The sequence below is a fragment of the Salipiger sp. ABN3_019 genome, from assembly GCF_056158605.1.
In genome coordinates this window covers 2,573,292-2,589,214 of sequence record NZ_JBSWTP010000009.1, presented here as the reverse complement: position 1 = coordinate 2,589,214, position 15,923 = coordinate 2,573,292, and the positions used below count along the sequence as shown (strand labels likewise).

General features: G+C 67.0%; 14 protein-coding genes. 9 read left to right on the top strand and 5 right to left on the bottom strand.

The features are described 5' to 3' along the window. Window positions 1-86 precede the first annotated feature (86 nt). From ACXAD2_RS20690 to ACXAD2_RS20675, 4 genes are all read left to right on the top strand, one after another. Complete coding sequence (locus ACXAD2_RS20690; RefSeq protein ID WP_475174021.1) at window positions 87-638, top strand: DUF1697 domain-containing protein; 552 nt, start codon at window positions 87-89, stop codon at window positions 636-638. A gap of 135 nt (window positions 639-773) precedes the next feature. After that, window positions 774-2,192: a cysteine--tRNA ligase gene (cysS, locus tag ACXAD2_RS20685; RefSeq protein ID WP_475174018.1), complete on the top strand. Its 1,419-nt coding sequence runs from the start codon at window positions 774-776 to the stop codon at window positions 2,190-2,192. 208 nt (window positions 2,193-2,400) lie between these two features. After that, the gene (gene cimA / locus ACXAD2_RS20680; RefSeq protein ID WP_475174014.1) at window positions 2,401-4,032 is read left to right on the top strand and encodes a citramalate synthase; all 1,632 of its coding nucleotides are present in this window, start codon (window positions 2,401-2,403) and stop codon (window positions 4,030-4,032) included. Next, on the top strand, window positions 4,019-4,804 hold the full coding sequence (locus ACXAD2_RS20675) for a squalene/phytoene synthase family protein (RefSeq protein WP_475174008.1): 786 nt from the start codon (window positions 4,019-4,021) through the stop codon (window positions 4,802-4,804). Before cimA ends, ACXAD2_RS20675 begins: the two co-directional genes overlap by 14 nt. Window positions 4,805-4,852: 48 nt before the next feature. Here ACXAD2_RS20675 and ACXAD2_RS20670 read toward each other — a convergent pair whose 3' ends face one another. After that, window positions 4,853-6,067 (bottom strand): MFS transporter, encoded by a 1,215-nt coding sequence (locus ACXAD2_RS20670; protein ID WP_475174002.1) that lies wholly within the window; start codon window positions 6,065-6,067, stop codon window positions 4,853-4,855. Window positions 6,068-6,181: 114 nt separating this feature from the next. Here ACXAD2_RS20670 and ACXAD2_RS20665 point away from each other — a divergent pair, with 114 nt between their 5' ends. Both ACXAD2_RS20665 and ACXAD2_RS20660 read left to right on the top strand, forming a co-directional pair. Continuing rightward, entirely contained in the window at window positions 6,182-6,829 is a 648-nt protein-coding gene (locus ACXAD2_RS20665) for a DNA-3-methyladenine glycosylase family protein (RefSeq protein WP_475173998.1), read from the top strand. Continuing rightward, a complete protein-coding gene (locus tag ACXAD2_RS20660) occupies window positions 6,826-7,491 on the top strand; it encodes an alpha/beta hydrolase (protein ID WP_475173992.1) in 666 nt (221 codons plus the stop codon). The genes ACXAD2_RS20665 and ACXAD2_RS20660 overlap by 4 nt, the downstream gene beginning before the upstream one ends. Before the next feature lie 103 nt (window positions 7,492-7,594). Here the strand turns inward: ACXAD2_RS20660 and ACXAD2_RS20655 are convergent, their stop codons facing one another. Further along, window positions 7,595-8,026, bottom strand: coding sequence for a VOC family protein (locus ACXAD2_RS20655; protein WP_475173986.1), 432 nt, complete (start codon window positions 8,024-8,026; stop codon window positions 7,595-7,597). A 190-nt stretch (window positions 8,027-8,216) separates the two neighbouring features. On the opposite strand from ACXAD2_RS20655, the gene ACXAD2_RS20650 reads away from it, so the two are divergent. Beyond that, window positions 8,217-8,801 (top strand): HNH endonuclease, encoded by a 585-nt coding sequence (locus ACXAD2_RS20650; protein WP_066101028.1) that lies wholly within the window; start codon window positions 8,217-8,219, stop codon window positions 8,799-8,801. A gap of 72 nt (window positions 8,802-8,873) precedes the next feature. After that, a complete protein-coding gene (locus tag ACXAD2_RS20645) occupies window positions 8,874-9,938 on the top strand; it encodes a Hint domain-containing protein (RefSeq protein ID WP_475173978.1) in 1,065 nt (354 codons plus the stop codon). A gap of 21 nt (window positions 9,939-9,959) precedes the next feature. On the opposite strand, the gene ACXAD2_RS20640 is transcribed toward ACXAD2_RS20645, so the two are convergent. From ACXAD2_RS20640 to ACXAD2_RS20630, 3 genes are all read right to left on the bottom strand, one after another. Next, window positions 9,960-10,457 (bottom strand): bactofilin family protein, encoded by a 498-nt coding sequence (locus ACXAD2_RS20640; RefSeq protein ID WP_475173973.1) that lies wholly within the window; start codon window positions 10,455-10,457, stop codon window positions 9,960-9,962. Continuing rightward, window positions 10,447-11,754 carry a DUF5930 domain-containing protein gene (locus ACXAD2_RS20635; protein WP_475173969.1) on the bottom strand — a complete coding sequence of 436 codons (1,308 nt, stop codon included), beginning with the start codon at window positions 11,752-11,754 and terminating at the stop codon, window positions 10,447-10,449. Before ACXAD2_RS20635 ends, ACXAD2_RS20640 begins: the two co-directional genes overlap by 11 nt. A gap of 321 nt (window positions 11,755-12,075) precedes the next feature. Continuing rightward, entirely contained in the window at window positions 12,076-12,528 is a 453-nt protein-coding gene (locus ACXAD2_RS20630) for a peroxiredoxin (RefSeq protein ID WP_066101019.1), read from the bottom strand. Between the two features lie 88 nt (window positions 12,529-12,616). Here ACXAD2_RS20630 and ACXAD2_RS20625 point away from each other — a divergent pair, with 88 nt between their 5' ends. Then, window positions 12,617-15,898 carry a YhdP family protein gene (locus ACXAD2_RS20625; protein ID WP_475173966.1) on the top strand — a complete coding sequence of 1,094 codons (3,282 nt, stop codon included), beginning with the start codon at window positions 12,617-12,619 and terminating at the stop codon, window positions 15,896-15,898. Window positions 15,899-15,923 lie beyond the last annotated feature (25 nt).

Genomic DNA, 15,923 nt, shown 5'->3' with positions numbered 1-15,923 from the left:
CGGGGCCTTTTGCGTTATAGGGCGCTGAGCCGGTGCCCGATTGACCGAAACTGCCCCTTGGTCTTTGCTGGCGCCGGAGGTGACCCATGGCTCTCAATGTGGCCCTGCTGCGCGGGATCAATGTTGGCGGTGCCAATGCGCTGCCCATGGCCAAGCTGCGCGCGCTCTGCGAGGGGCTGGGCTGGCGGGACGTGCAGAGCCATCTCGCCTCAGGCAACCTTCTGTTCGACGCCGAGGGCGCGCCTGAGGCTTTGGCCGCGGCGCTGCAGGGGGCCTTGTCGGGGCAGAGGCTCGACGTGCCGGTGCTGGTGCTGCCGCCGGAGCGGCTGCGCGCGGCGCTGGAGCGCTGTCCCTTCGCGCCCGATGATCCCAAGCGCGTGCATGTGGGATTTCTCTTCGCGTCCGCCAGCCTCACCCCCGCCAGCCTTGATCGCGGGCTGTTCGAGCGCTTCGCCGCCCCCGGTGACGAGATCGCCGAGGGCGAGGGCATGATCTGGCTGCGCACGCCCGGCGGCTTTGGCCGCTCGAAGCTCGCGCCCCGGCTCGAGGCCATCGCGGGCGCGCCGCTCACCGCGCGCAACCTCTCGTCTCTGGCGAAGCTGGTGGAAATGCTGGACGCGCGGGACGGGCCGCGCTAGACAGCCCGCATGACCCTGCGCAACGCCATTCAGATTTGCTGCATTACCTGCTGATATCTTCGGCGGGCCGGTCTTCTATTCCAATCGAGAGATGAAGTTGCTACTCCCGCCGCGACCGCCGCGAAGGAGCGCGCCATGACCATCTCGCTGACCAACTCGAAGACCCGCCGCAAAGAGGTCTTCACCCCGATCGATCCCAAGAACGTCCGGATGTATGTCTGCGGGCCCACGGTTTATGACCGCGCGCACCTCGGCAACGCCCGCCCGGCCATCGTCTTTGACGTGCTGGCGCGGCTGCTGCGCCATGTCTATGGGGCGGATCACGTCACCTATGTGCGCAACTTCACCGACGTCGACGACAAGATCAACGCCACCGCGCAGGCGCGCAAGGCGGCGGGCGATCCGCGCAGCCTTGAAGAGCTGATCGCCGAGCGCACCGAAGAGACCATCGGCTGGTATCTGCAGGACATGGGCGCGGTCGGCGTGATGGAGCCCGACCACATGCCGCGCGCCACGCAGTTCATCGCGCAGATGATCGCGATGATCGACGGGCTGATTGCCGACGGTCACGCCTATGAGGCCGAGGGGCACGTGCTTTTCGCGGTGGAGAGCTACAAGGACTATGGCGCGCTGTCGGGCCGTTCGGTCGACGACATGATCGCCGGGGCGCGGGTCGAGGTGGCGCCCTATAAGCGCAACCCGATGGATTTTGTACTGTGGAAGCCCTCGGCGGATGATCTGCCGGGCTGGGACAGCCCTTGGGGCCGGGGCCGTCCGGGCTGGCACATCGAATGCTCGGCCATGGCCTATGAGCTTCTGGGCGAGAGCTTTGACATCCACGGCGGCGGCAACGACCTGATGTTCCCGCACCACGAGAACGAGATCGCCCAGAGCTGCTGCGCGCACCCGCATGGCGAGTTCGCCAAGGTCTGGCTGCATAATGAGATGCTGCAGGTCGAGGGCAAGAAGATGTCCAAATCCTTGGGCAACTTCTTCACCGTGCGCGATCTGCTGGACGGCCACGACGGCATGCCCGCCGTGCCGGGCGAGGTGATCCGCTTCGTGATGCTCTCGACCCATTACCGCAAGCCGATGGACTGGACCGCCGAGAAGGCCGCGCAGGCCGAGGCGACGCTGCGCGGCTGGCATTCGGCAACGGCGGGCGCAGTCCCCGGCGAGGCGGATGGCGAGCTGGTGGCGCTGCTGTCGGACGACCTGAATACCGCTGGTGCGCTGACGCGTCTGCACAAGCTGGCCAAGGACGCATCGAGCGATCCGGCAGCGGCGGGCGTGCTGCTGGCCTCGGCGCAGCTTCTCGGCCTGCTGACGGACGAACTGGGCGATTGGGTGAGTGGCGGGCCGGACCTCTCGGGGCTGGCCGAGCACCTCGCGGGTGTGCGCTCCAAGGCTATGGAGACCAAGGATTTCTCCGAGGTCGACCGGCTCAAAACCGCGCTGATCGAGGCCGGGGTCGAAGTGCGCATGTCCAAGGCGGGCGTCGAGCTTCTGCCCGGCGCGGGGTTTGATGCCGCCAAGCTGGAGGGGCTCGTGTGAGCGATTTTCTACACAGCGAAGGGCTGCGCCCGACCCTGGGTGGGCGCTTTGCAGGGCTTGAGCCGCGCGGTTTTTCTCGCCAGCCCGAGCTGCGGATGACTGTCTTGCAGCGGCTGACATGCGCCCTCCCGGGGGGAGGGTCGGGCGCGGCCCGGGCTGGTCGCCCGGGCCCCCGGAGTATTTGTGGAAAGATGAAAGGAGCGGCGTGATGGGGAAGGAGCGTCTCTACATCTACGACACCACCCTGCGCGACGGGCAGCAAACCCAGGGCGTGCAGTTCTCCACCGCCGAGAAGCACCGCATTGTCGCGGCGCTGGATGCGCTGGGAGTCGACTATATCGAAGGCGGCTGGCCCGGGGCCAATCCCACCGACAGCGCTTTTTTCGACGAGGTGGGCCAAACCCGCGCCACGATGACCGCCTTTGGCATGACCAAACGGGCGGGGCGCTCGGCGGCCAATGACGACGTGCTGGCGGCGGTGCTGAACGCGGGCACGCCGTCGGTCTGCCTCGTGGGCAAGACCCATGAGTTCCACGTCACCACCGCGCTTGGCATCACGCTCGAAGAGAACCTCGAGGCGATCTCGGCCTCGGTCGCGCATTGTGTGGCGCAGGGGCGAGAGGCGCTGTTTGACGCCGAGCATTTCTTTGACGGCTACAAGGCCAACCCCGGCTATGCGCTTGGCTGCGTGAAGGCGGCGCTGGACAGCGGCGCGCGCTGGGTGGTGCTCTGCGACACCAACGGCGGCACGCTGCCCGAGGAAGTGGGGCGCATCGTGCGCGCGGTGATTGCGGCGGGCGTGCCCGGCGACAAGCTTGGCATCCACACCCACAATGACACCGAGAACGCCGTGGGCTGTACGCTGGCGGCGATCGACGCGGGCGTGCGGCAGTTGCAGGGCACGCTCAACGGTCTGGGCGAGCGCTGCGGCAACGCCAATCTCACCACGCTGATCCCGGTGCTGCTGCTCAAGGAGCCCTATGCCAGCCGCTATGAGACCGGCGTGCGCCGCGAGGCGCTGGAGGGGCTGACCCAGATGAGCCGGATGCTCGACGAGATCCTCAACCGTGTGCCGATGCGGCAGGCGGCTTTTGTCGGCAGTTCGGCCTTTGCCCATAAGGCGGGGCTGCACGCCAGCGCGATCCTCAAGGATCCCAGCACCTACGAGCACATCGAACCGGGGCAGGTGGGCAACCGCCGCGTGATCCCCATGTCGAACCAGGCCGGGCAGTCGAACCTGCGCCGCCGTCTTGCCGAAGCGGGGCTGGAGGTCGAGAAGGGTGATCCGGCGCTGGGACGCATCCTCGAGCGCATCAAGGCGCAGGAGGCCGAGGGCTACACCTATGACACCGCGCAGGCGAGCTTTGAGCTTCTGGCTCGGGACGAGCTGGGGCTGCTGCCGGAGTTCTTTGAGGTGAAGCGCTACCGGGTGACCATCGAGCGGCGGAAGAACAAATACGACCAGATGGTTTCGCTCTCCGAGGCCGTGGTGGTGGTGAAGATCGACGGCGAGAAGAAGCTCTCGGTCTCCGACAGTCTCGACACCGAGGGCCACGACCGTGGCCCGGTGAACGCGCTGTCGAAGGCGCTGGCCAAGGACCTCGGGCCCTATCAGGCGATGATCGACGACATGCGGCTGGTGGACTTCAAGGTGCGCATCACCCAAGGCGGCACCGAGGCGGTGACCCGCGTCATCATCGACAGCGAGGACGGGGCCGGGCGGCGCTGGCAGACGGTCGGCGTCAGCGCCAACATAGTCGACGCCTCCTTTGAGGCGCTGCTGGATGCGGTGCGCTGGAAGCTGATCCGCGACTGCGGGGCCGCGCGTGCAGCTCAGTGACGATCTGATCGCCTGTGCCGGGCTGATCGAGCGCGGCGATCCCGACCGTTTCGCTGCGGCCATGGCCGCGCCGCCGGAGGCGCGGCGCGTGCTGTTTCCGCTCTATGCGTTCAACCTCGAGGTCGCCCGCGCGCCTTGGGTGACGCAGGAGACGATGATCGCCGAGATGCGCCTGCAATGGTGGCGCGACGCGCTGGAAGAGATCGCCAAGGGCGGGGCGGTGCGCCGGCACGAGGTGGTCACGCCGCTGGCGCAGGTGCTCGATGGCGAGACCGCGGCCCGGCTCGATCCGCTGGTCGGCGCGCGGCGCTGGGACATTTATCGCGATCCCTTCGAGGATGAGGCGCATCTGACCCGCTATCTCGAGGAAACCTCGGGCCTGCTGCTGCTGGCGGCGGGGCGGGGGCTGGCGGGACCTGGCGGTATGGGCGAAGATCTTGCGCTGGATGCGGGCTATGCCTTTGGTCTCGCGGCCTTCCTGCGCGCGGTGCCAGAGCTGGAGAGCAAGGGGCGCGTGCCGCTGCTGGATGGACGTCCCGAGGGCGTGGCGGCGCTGGCGCGCGGCGGGCTGGCGCGGCTGGCCCGGGCGCGCAAGGGCTTTGGCGGCGTGCCGAAAGCGGCGCGTCCAGCGCTGCTGGCGGGATGGCAGGCGGGGCCGCTGCTCGCGCTGGCGGCGAAAGAGCCGCAGCGGGTCGCCGAGGGGACGCTGGATCTGTCGGAGTTCTCGAAGCGGGCGCGTCTGGTGAAGGCGGGCTTCACCGGGCGGGTGTAGCGCAACTCTCTTCGAAGAGAGTTGCAAATCTCTTGATAGGGATTTGCCTTACTCCGCCGGTTGCTCTTCGGGGCGCAGCACCAGCCAGATCAGTGCGCCGCCGGCCAGCACGAGGAAGGGCGCCATGGCCAATACAACGGCCGTCCAGCCCTGCTGCGGCGTGCCGCCCGAGCAGTTCATCAGCCCGCCCGAGGCGAGCGAGGCAAAGGTCACCCCGCCGAAAACCAGCAGATCGTTGAGCCCTTGCATGCGGCCGCGTTCCTCGGCGCTATGCGCGCCGGCCAGCATCGTGGTCGCGCCGATGAAGCCGAAGTTCCAGCCGATCCCCAGCAGCACCAGCGCGAAGAAGAAATTCTCCAGCTCGACGCCGGTCATCGCCACCGCGCCCGCGCCCGCGAGGATGACGAGCCCGAGGCCCATGATCTTCTCGACGCCGAAGCGGTTGATCATCTGCCCTGTGAAGAAGGATGGCGCGAACATCGCCAGCACATGGGCGCTGACCACATTGGCCGCATCCGAGGTCTCGAACCCGCAGCCCACAATCGCCAGCGGCGTCGAGGTCATCACGAGGTTCATCAGCGCGTAGCTCACCATGCCGCAGATCACCGCCACGGCGATGCGCGGCGTGGTGATCAACTGCCAGCGCGTGCGGCCATAGGGGCTGCCTTCGGCCGGGGCGGGGGGCTTTGGAATGTCGAGGAAAAGAAACAGCAGCGAGCCCACGAGGTTCACCGCGATCACCGCCGCATAGGTGCCGAAGAAGGGGATGACATAGGCGTCGGCGGTCAGCTTCACCACTTGCGGGCCGATGAGCGCCGAGACCAGCCCGCCCGCCATCACGTAAGAGATCGCCTTGGGCCGGAAGGCGGGGCTGGCGGTGTCGGCGGCGGCGAAGCGGTAGAACCCCTGCGCCGACATGTAGAGCCCGGTGATCAGGCTGCCGAGCAGGAAGATCGGGAAGGACTGCAGATAGAGCCCCGTCGCGCCCACGATGCCGCCCAGCGTGCCGCCGAAGGTGCCGAGGAAGAACCCCGCGCGGCGGCCAAAGCGCTGCATGAAGGCCGAGACCGGCGTCGCCGACAGCATCGAGCCCAGCACGATCAGCGAGATCGGCAGCGTCGCAAAACAGGGGTTCGGCGCCAGCGACTGCCCGGCCAGCCCGCCGATGGTGAAGATCATCGGCATCTGCGCGCCGAGGAAGGCCTGCGCGAGAACCAGAATGGTGACATTGCGCCGGGCGCGGGACTCTGTTGTGCTGTGCATGCGCAATCGGTAGGGCGCGGTGCGGGGGAGCACAAGAGGGCACGGCTGCGGCCTGACGCCGCTTGGCGTCTCTGCGCAGGGTTTGAGTATTTGTTGAAAGATGAAAGGGACGCCATGACGGATGCGGTGCGGCAGGTCGGACGGATCATCCATTCCGACGCCTGCGTGGCCGAGGGCTGCGTTTGGCTGGCGGAGGCCGAGCCGCGCTTTGCCCATGCGCTGGAACTGACCGGTCCGCTGCCGCTGCGGCGGCGCGAGGACGGTTTCGCGCAGCTTCTGTCGGCCATCGTCAGCCAGCAGGTCAGTGTGGCTTCGGCGCGGGCGATCTGGGCGCGGCTCGAGGCGGCGGGGATGATCTCGCCCGAAGCGATCCTGTCGCAGGATATCGAGGGGCTGCGCGCGCTTGGCCTGTCGCGGCAGAAGGCCACCTATGCGCAGGCACTGGCCGCCGAGGGGATCGACTTCGACGCGCTGCGGACCGCGCCGACGCAGGAGGTGGTCGAGACGCTGACCGCGGTAAAGGGGATCGGTGTCTGGACCGCCGAGATCTATGCCATGTTCTCGCTTGGCCATGCGGATGTCTTCGCGCCGGGCGATCTGGCGCTGCAGGAGGCGGCGCGCATCCTCTTTGATCTGGACGAGCGCCCCAAGGAGCGCGCGCTGCGCCAGATGGCCGAGGCATGGAGCCCGTGGCGGGCGGTTGCGGCGCGGGCGCTCTGGGCCTACTACCATGTGCAAAAGCAAAGGGAAGGTATTGCATGACCCGCGTTCTTCATGCCGGCCGCAAGGGCCCCGTTTCGGGCGAGACCCGCTCCTGCGTCGTGTTCCTGCATGGCTATGGCGCCAATGGGGCCGATCTGCTGGGCCTCGCCGATCCGCTGGGCGAGCATCTGCCCGACACGATGTTCGTCGCGCCCGACGCGCCCGAGGATTGCGCCGGAGCGCCCATGGGCTTTCAGTGGTTCCCGATCCCTTGGATCGACGGCTCGTCGGAAGAGGAGTTGATGCAGGGCATGGCGCGCGCGGTGGAGGATCTGAACGCCTTTCTCGACGCGCTGATGGTCGATGAGGATCTGCTGCCCGAACAGGTGGCGCTGGTCGGCTTCTCGCAGGGCTCGATGATGGCGCTGCATGTGGCGCCCCGGCGCGAGGATGAACTGGCGGGCGTCGTGGCCTTCTCGGGCCGTCTGATCTCGCCCGAGCTGCTGGCCGACGACGTTGTGGTGCGCCCGCAGGTGCTGCTGGTGCATGGCGATCAGGATGACGTTGTGCCGCCGCAGTCCATGCCCGCCGCCGCCGAGGCGCTGCAGGGCGCGGGCTGGAAAGAGGTCTATGCCCATGTGATGAAGGGCACCGGCCACGGTATCGCTCCGGACGGGCTGGGCGTGGCGCTGGCCTTCCTGCGGGACAAATGCGGGTTCTAGCGCGTCAGCGGGCTTGCCCGCTCGATGCGCAGCGCGTGTAGCGGCTCCGCGGCGCGGAGCCGCGGGCGCGTTGGTTGGCGTGTCCGTGTGAAGCCCAGCCCGGCTATTCCCAGAGCCGCGGCTCGGCCAGTTCCACCGAATTGCCGCCGGGGTCGCGGAAATAGATCGACCGCGCGCCATTGGGCCAGGTGAAATCCTCTTCGATCTCGACGCCCGCCTGCAGCAGGCGGGCGCGCCAGCCGTCGAGCGCCGCGCCGGGCATGGCGAGGCAGACATGGCCCGGCCCGCGCGCGCCATGCGCGGGCACCGGCAGCGCCGGGTTGCGCGGCGGCTTTTCCGTCTCAACGGGATTGAAGATCAGCAGCACGCCACTGCCCACCCGGAAGAAGACGTGGCGATCCCCCACGCGCTGCAGTTTCGTCAGCCCCATCACGCCGGAATAGAACGCCTCGGCGGCGTCGAGATCGGCGCAATAGAGCGCGGCCTCGAGAAGATGCGGCGGCGGGGCGGTGTTTGGAAGTTGTTCATCACTCATGCGGCAAGGCTAGCGCAGGTGTCGCACCGGTGTCATGCTCATGTCATGAGCATCACCTATCCACAGGGGCATCAGGGCATATAGCGAGGCTTGCCAGAGCCTATCCGCGATATATAGTGGTTTGACAGCTGGGGCGGGGTGTCCCGCTCTGGTGCCCTTACGAGCAGACAGAGCGGGGGACGACTTACCCATGGACGGCGACTTCAGAACTCACTTCGTAAGAGAGCCCTCGGCGCTCCGGCAACACCCCGCGCTGGTGCTGAACGCGGATTACCGCCCGCTCTCCTATTACCCGCTGTCGCTCTGGCCATGGCAGGAAGCGGTGAAGGCGGCCTTCCTCGACAGGGTGGACATCATCGCCGAGTACGACGAGGAGGTCCGAAGCCCCTCGATGACGCTGAAAATCCCCAGCGTCGTGGTGCTGAAAGATTACGTAAAGCCGAGAAAGCGCGTGGCCTTCACGCGCTTTAATCTTTTTTTGAGGGATGAATTCCGCTGCCAGTATTGCGGCAGCAAGGGCGATCTGACCTTCGACCACGTGGTACCGCGCGCCTCGGGCGGGATCACCAGTTGGGAGAATGTGGTGGCGGCCTGTTCGCCGTGCAATCTGCGCAAGGGCTCGAAAAGCCTGCGCCGGGCGGGCATGTCGCTCTACCGCGCGCCGCGCCAGCCCACGGCGGGCGAGTTGCTGAACGTCGGCCGGAAGTTCCCGCCCAACCACCTGCACGACAGCTGGCTCGATTTCCTCTACTGGGATGCCGAGCTGGAGGCCTGAGGCGGCTTTACCTGCTGTTATCGCGCCATGGGCTAACGTGCCTCCGGTGATATCCGGGGGACGACCGCGGCGATGGCTGTCTTTACGCTCAATCTGTTCGACATTTCACTGGCAAGCACCAGCGATCCATTGGGGTTCGACGACAATGGCGGCTACCAGTTCGACCTTGGGGTCGACACGTTGACCATTCAGGCCGCGGCCTCGGCGCAGGCGGTTCTGGTGGATGACACGGGCGATGCGACCTTCGATGATGATGCCGGGGCGGCGCAGACATTGGCCGCGGCAACGGTGATCAACGGCACGCTTTATGGCGCTGGCACGGTGATCGAGTCCGAATACGAGCTTGATGTGCGCGATGGCGGCGGGCAGGTCTATACGCTGCAGTTTGTCTCGCTTGCGGGCAACGCCTTCAGCATCGAGGCTTTTGTGATCCAAGGCGAGGCGCCGCCCTTTGGCGAGGCGCTGACCATTGTCGGGCGGCACGACAACACGCAAGGGGTTCATAGCTATCTCACCTCTCTGGCGCCGATCTGTTTTGCCGCGCGCACCGGCATTGCCAATACGCGGGGGCTGCGTCCGGCAGAGCAGTTGCGCCGGGGCGAATGGCTGCTGACCGAACGCGGCAGGAGCGTGCGGCTGGAGATGATGCTGCAGGTCTCTTGCCAGCATGTGGGCGGCCCGACACAGCCGCCGGTCCGGGTGCGGTCGGGAGCGCTTGGGGCGGGGCTGCCGCTGCACGCGCTGTGCCTGTCGGCGCAGCACCGTGTCCGGCTGCCAGGGGGAGATCGCAGCGCGGGCAAGGGGCCACTGGTGCCAGCCAAAGCCTTGATCGCGCTGCGCGGCGTGGGCTGGGCGCGCGAGCTTGCGGGCCTCGACTATGTGCATCTGGTCACCGCGCGGCACGAGGTGCTGCAGGCCGAAGGGGTGGGCTGCGAAAGCTTTTGGCCCGGACCGCAGTCGATGCGTGCGCTGCCGCCGGTCCTGCGTGCCAAGGTGCGTGCCGTCATGGGCGCGGCGCCAGAGCGGGCCGGGCGCTTTCTGGGCGCTGCCGAGGCGCAGCGGGTGTTGGCTCGGCGCGGGCTCCATTGTCAGGGACGCGCATGCAAAAACGCCGGGCAGGGGCCCGGCGTTTCGTAAACTGTCGCTGCCGTGAAAGGCTCAGCCAGCAGTGTGCTGGTCCGCGGCGGCGGCTGCGGGAGCCGCGGCTTTCTTGCCGGTCGAGAGCGGATCGTCGGCGCGCTGCACCGAGCCCTCGAAATGGGCGCCGGATTCGATGGCGATGGTCTTGTGGATGATGTCACCTTCGACGCGCGCGGTGGCGGTCAGACGCACCTTCAGGCCGCGCACGCGGCCCACGATGCGGCCATTGATCACCACGTCATCGGCGATGATCTCGCCCTTGATGGTGGCGGACTTGCCCACGGTCAGCAGGTGGGCGCGGATGTCGCCCTCAATGGTGCCTTCGACCTGAATGTCGCCGGTGGTCTTGATGTTGCCCGTGATGTGCAGATCGCTCGACAGCACCGAAGCCGGAGGCTTGGCTTTCGGGGCCGTGGGTTTGAACTCGGTCGAACGGGGCGCGTCGGAAACAGCGGGCTTTGCCGCGGTGTCCTCGGCCTTGGGACCGGGTTCATTGATCTTGCTCTTAGAAAACATCGTTTGCAGCCTTGATGTAGATCATGGGATTGACTGGCTCGCCACCTACGCGAACTTCATAGTGAAGATGCGTGCCGGTCGAGCGTCCTGTATTTCCCATAGCACCAACCTGCTGCCCGCGCGAGACCCTTTGGCCGACCTTCACGTTGATTCTGGACATATGTGCATAGCGCGTCTCGATGCCGAACTCGTGCTGGATCTTCACCAGACGTCCGTAGCCCGACATCCAGCCCGCGTGGATCACTACGCCATCGGCGGTGGCATAGATCGGCGTGCCATGCGGCGCGGCGAAATCGGTGCCCGCGTGCAGGCGGCCCCAGCGGCGCCCGAAACCCGAGGTGAAGCGGAACGGATCCTTCAGCGGCACCGCGAAGGGCGCCTTTTCGGCGGCAATGCGGTAAAGGTTCAGCTTGTCCATCTCGCCAAGGATGCGGTTGGCGCGCTCGGTGTCGAGCGAAGGTTCCTGACCGCGGGTGGTGAAGGTCAGCGGGGTGAGCGGGCCACCTTGCCCGGAATAGCCTTTGCGGACCTGCTTGATCAGGCTGTCGGGATTCATCCCCGCGGCCTTGAACATCTTGTCGAGCGGCTCGACCGAAATGGTCATCGCGTCTTCGAGCTGGCGGAAGATGATGTCGTTCTGCTCTTCGCGCAGGCGCAGCTCGGTGGCCATCTCGTCGGCACGCACCAGCGCGTCTTGCGCGTCTGCCACCACTTGGTCGCGCTCTTCGGCGGTGCGGGCCAGCGCCTCGGACAGCAGATCGAGCGTGCCGTCACCCTCGGCAGAGGCGATGGCGGTGCCGCCCTCGGCCAGTTGGTCCTGCAGCGTCGCGAGCCGTCCCGTGGCCTCTTCGCGCTCTTTCATGGCGGTGCCGAGGGTCGACTGGATGACGTCGATCCCGGTCTCGAGCTCGCGGCGGCGGGTCTCGCTGTCGAGCAGTTGCGACTGCATTTCAGAGACCTGCGTCAGCGCGACGTTGAAGCGCTCCTGCGCGGCCTTGGCCTCGGCGGCGCGCACGTCGCGTTCGCGCGAAAGCTCGTTGAGGCGCTGCTGATAGGTGGTCTGGTCGCGGCGGGCCTGCTCGCGGAAATTGCCTGCGCTGATGCTGTCCATCATCAGGATGGCGGTGGCGACGATGGTCCAGCCCACGGTAAGGGCGATGCCGAGCGTCGCGGCGGCCTGCGTGCCGGATCGGAGGCGGATGAACCGCGTGTCATTGTCCGATCTCAGAAAAAGTCGGCGTTCCGGAAAGTAGCGCTCTAGCAGCGCGTGCCATTTGATCGCGAGACGCGTTCGCACGTGTCAGTCCCTTATTCCGTCCCTGTTCTGGCGAAGGTCCCCTAACTCCGACGCCTGCAAGGGGAGTAACAGACCCCCCCGAAATCGCAACAATTTTGGGCTTGCGATTTGCCGAGAGCAGCGGATCAGCGCGCAAACGGCGAAAACCCGCCGATCTCAGATACTTCTTTTGTATAGGAGTTACGCCGGGGCATGCCCGGTTTTTCGGCATCTTGCTTGGCACGCAGCGGCACGCGGGCCAAAGGGCGAAACACAACGTCCTTGCAAGGACGTTGCAACTCCCTTCGAAGGGAGTTGATCAGCCGCTTGGTGCCGGAGCGCTTAAAGCGCCTTAACGGCTTCGAGAACTTCTTCGGCGTGGCCGGGCACCTTCACCTTGCGCCATTCGCGCGCGATGCGGCCCTCGCCGTCGATCAAGATCGTCGTGCGCTCGATGCCCATGAAGGTCTTGCCGTACATCTTCTTTTCCTTCCACACGCCAAAGGCGGTGCAGGTCTGGGCCGTCTCATCGGACAGCAGCGGCACGGTCAGCGCCTTCTTGCGCATGAATTTTTCGTGGCTTTCCAGGGAGTCCGCCGAGATGCCAAAGACTTTGGTATCCAGAGCTTCGAACTCGGGCAGCAGCCGCGAAAAATCCTGGTTCTCGACCGTGCAGCCAGAGGTGTCGTCGCGCGGGTAGAAGAACAGCACCACCTTCGAGGGCCGCAGATCCGAGAGGGTGATCTCTCCGCCGCCGGTGACAGGAAGGGTGAAATCGTGGGCCATGTCGGACATCGCGCATCTCCTTTGGGGCAGTTCGCTTTGCGTGGTTCTTGGGCTAGAACCCGAAGAAGGACAATAGCGAGATGAAAGCGCGCCGCCAGTGACCGACCGCCGCAAAGCCAGAAAATCCCGTTCCGGACGCCGCCGCGTCGTGCTCTGGGGCTGCGGCTGCGGGCTTGGCGTATTGGTGCTGGTGGCGGCGCTGCTGGCGGGCGGCATCTGGTACGCGATGGGCCGCTCGGTCTCGGCGCCGGACTGGATGCGCAGCGCGATCGAGACGCGGCTGGCCGAGGCGGTGCCGGGCCTCAAGGTGGATTTCGGCGACCTGCGGCTGCGGCTGCAGCCCGACTGGCTGGCCCGCATCGCGCTGACCGATGTGCAATTGCAAAGCGCCGAGGGCGGGCAGCTGGGTTCGCTGGCGCTGGTCGAGGTCGGGCTGGCCCCGACGCAGCTGCTGCGCGGCGAGTACCAGTTGCGGGCGGTGCGTGTCTCTGGCGTGCAACTGATGCTGCGGCGCGATCCCAATGGCGACCTGACCATGGGCGTCGATGGCATGTTCGCCTCGGGCGGGTTGGCCCCGGACCTTGCGACCATCCTTGCGCAGATCGACACGCTGGCCGAGGAGCCGCGGCTGGCCGGGCTGCGCTCGGTCGAGGCGGATGCGCTGACGCTGCGCTATGAAGACGCCCGCGCGGGTCGGGCGTGGACAGCGGATGGCGGCCGCGTCGGGCTGCGGCGCGAGGGCGACACGCTGCGTATCGCGGGGGATGTGGCGCTGCTGGGCAATAGCGATGTGCCCGCCACCCTGTCGTTCAATGCCGAGAGCCGGATTGGCGAGGACAGCGTCAGCTTCGGCACCACGCTCAGCAACCTCTTGGCGCAGGACATCGCGACCCAAAGCCCGGCCTTGGCGTGGCTCAACGGTTTGCGCGCGCCGATCTCGGGCTCGCTGCGCGGCAATGTCACCGGCGGTGACAAGCTGGGCGCGCTCTCGGCGACGCTGCAGATCGGCGAGGGCGTGCTGCAGCCGCGCCCCGAGACGCAGCCGATCCCCTTCGAGAATGCCCGCACCTATTTCTCGTTCGACCCCGAGACCGCCACGCTGACCTTTGACGAGATCTCGGTGAAGAGCCGTCTGGGCACAATGGTCTCGGACGGGCGCGCGGTGCTCGAAGGGCTGTCGCAGGGCATGCCCGGCGCCATGGTGGGTCAGTTCCGCTTTACCCGGCTGGAGGCCGATCCCAAGGGGTTCTTTGACGACAAGCTGCAACTGGCAGGGGCCGAGACCGACTGGCGCCTGAACTTCGATCCGTTCCGCTTCGAGCTTGGCCGCCTGCGGGTGACCGATCCAAAGCTGCCGCTGCGCGCCAGCGGCACTCTGGCGGCGGAGGAGGCGGGCTGGCGCTTGGCGCTGGATGCGCAGCTCGACACGCTGACCCCCGAGACGCTGCTGGCCTATTGGCCGCGCGCGGCTGCGGAAAAGGCCCGCGACTGGGTCGAAAAGAACATCTACGCGGGCACCTTCCACGACGTGGGGCTGGCCCTGCGGCTCGATCCCGGCGGCAGCTTGGTGCCCTATCTGCAAAGCCGTTTCGAGGGTGTGGAGCTGACCTATTCGCGCACGCTGCCGCGTCTTTACGAAGGCGTCGGGCAGCTGTCGTTCCTGCGCAACCGCCTGTCCGTGATGCTCGACAGCGGCGAGGTGCGGCCCAGGCAGGGCGGGCTTCTGCAGGGCAAGGGCTCGAGTTTCGTTATCCCCGATCTCACGCAGCGCCCAATGACCGGCGAGGTCAACGTCAAGGCGACCGGCTCGCTTGAGGCGGCGCTCTCTTACCTCGACGAAAAGCCGCTCGAGGTGATGAAGAAGACCAACAAACCCGTGGCGCTAGGGACCGGAGAGGTCTCGGCGCAGGTGCGGGTGGTGACGCCGCTGAAGAAGGGCGTGCAGCGCGAGGAGATCGCGGTGATCGCCGACGCCACGGTGACGGGCGTGGAAAGCGCCGAGCTTGTGCCGGGCAAGGTGCTGAGCGCCGATGAGCTTTATGTGGCGGTGGATGACACCGGCGTCAGCGTGAGCGGCAAGGGCGATCTGTCGGGCGCGCCCTTTGATGGCGCGTGGAGCCAATCCTTCACGCCGGACACGCCCGGCAAGGTCGAAGGCGAGGTGGTGCTCTCCGAGGCTGCCTCGCAGGCGCTGGGGATCGGCCTGCCTGCGGGCACCTTCTCGGGGCAGGGACGCGGCAGCATCGACATCACGCTGGCACACGGCCAGCCGCCGCAGTTCGTGGTGACCTCGGATCTTGCGGGTCTGGGTGTGTCGCTGCCGCAACTGGGCTGGCGGCTGTCGCAGGGCGGCACGGGATCGCTGGAAGTGGCGGGCACGCTGGGCACGCCGGTCTCGGTCGAGACGCTGGCGCTGCGCGCGCCGGGGCTGACGGCGCAGGGCTCGGTCTCGCTCAACGAAAACGGCACGCTGCGCCAATTGTCGCTGCCGGTGCTGCGCGCGGGCGGCTGGTTCGACGGGGCGGCGGTGCTGAGCGGGCGCGGGCGCAACGCGGCACCGGCCATGCGCCTCACCGGCAATATGCTCGACATGCGCGGCGCACCCGTCGGCGGCTCGGGCGGTGGTGGCAGCGGTGGCGGGCCGATCGACATCGCCGTGAACCGCCTGCAGGTCACCGACAAGATCGCCATCACCAATCTGCAGGGCAAGTTCGACACCCGGCGCGGCATCAACGGCACATTCACCGGCAGTGTGGGCGGGCGGGCCCCGGTGCGCGGCGACGTGGTTCCGCAGAACGGCGGCACGGCCATCCGCATCCGGGCGCGGGACGCGGGCGACGTGCTCAAGGGCGCGGGGGTGATGCAGAACATCGAGGACGGCACCTTCGATCTGACCCTCGTGCCGGTGCAGGGCAAGACCGGCGAATACGACGGCGCGCTCACCATCGAGGGAACGCGGATGCAAAAGAACCCGGCGGTGGTGCAACTGCTCGACGGTATCAGCGTTGTTGGCATCCTCGATCAGCTCAACGGGCCGGGCATCTTCTTTTCCGAGGTCGACGCCCGCTTCCGCCTCACCCCGCAGCAGATCATCCTCACCCGCTCCAGCGCCACTGGCCCGTCGATGGGCATTTCCATGGACGGCTATGCCAACCTTGCCAGCGGCGTGATGGACATGCAGGGCGTGCTGTCGCCGATCTATGTGATCAACGGCATCGGGCAGCTGTTCTCGCGCAAGGGTGAGGGGCTGATCGGCTTCAACTTCAACCTGCGCGGCCCGGTCGCCGATCCGGCGGTCAGCGTGAACCCGCTTTCGGTCTTCACCCCGGGCATGTTCCGTGACATCTTCCGGCGCCCGCCGCCGCAGGTGAGTCAGTAGCGCAGCGCCCACTTCCAAGAGCACC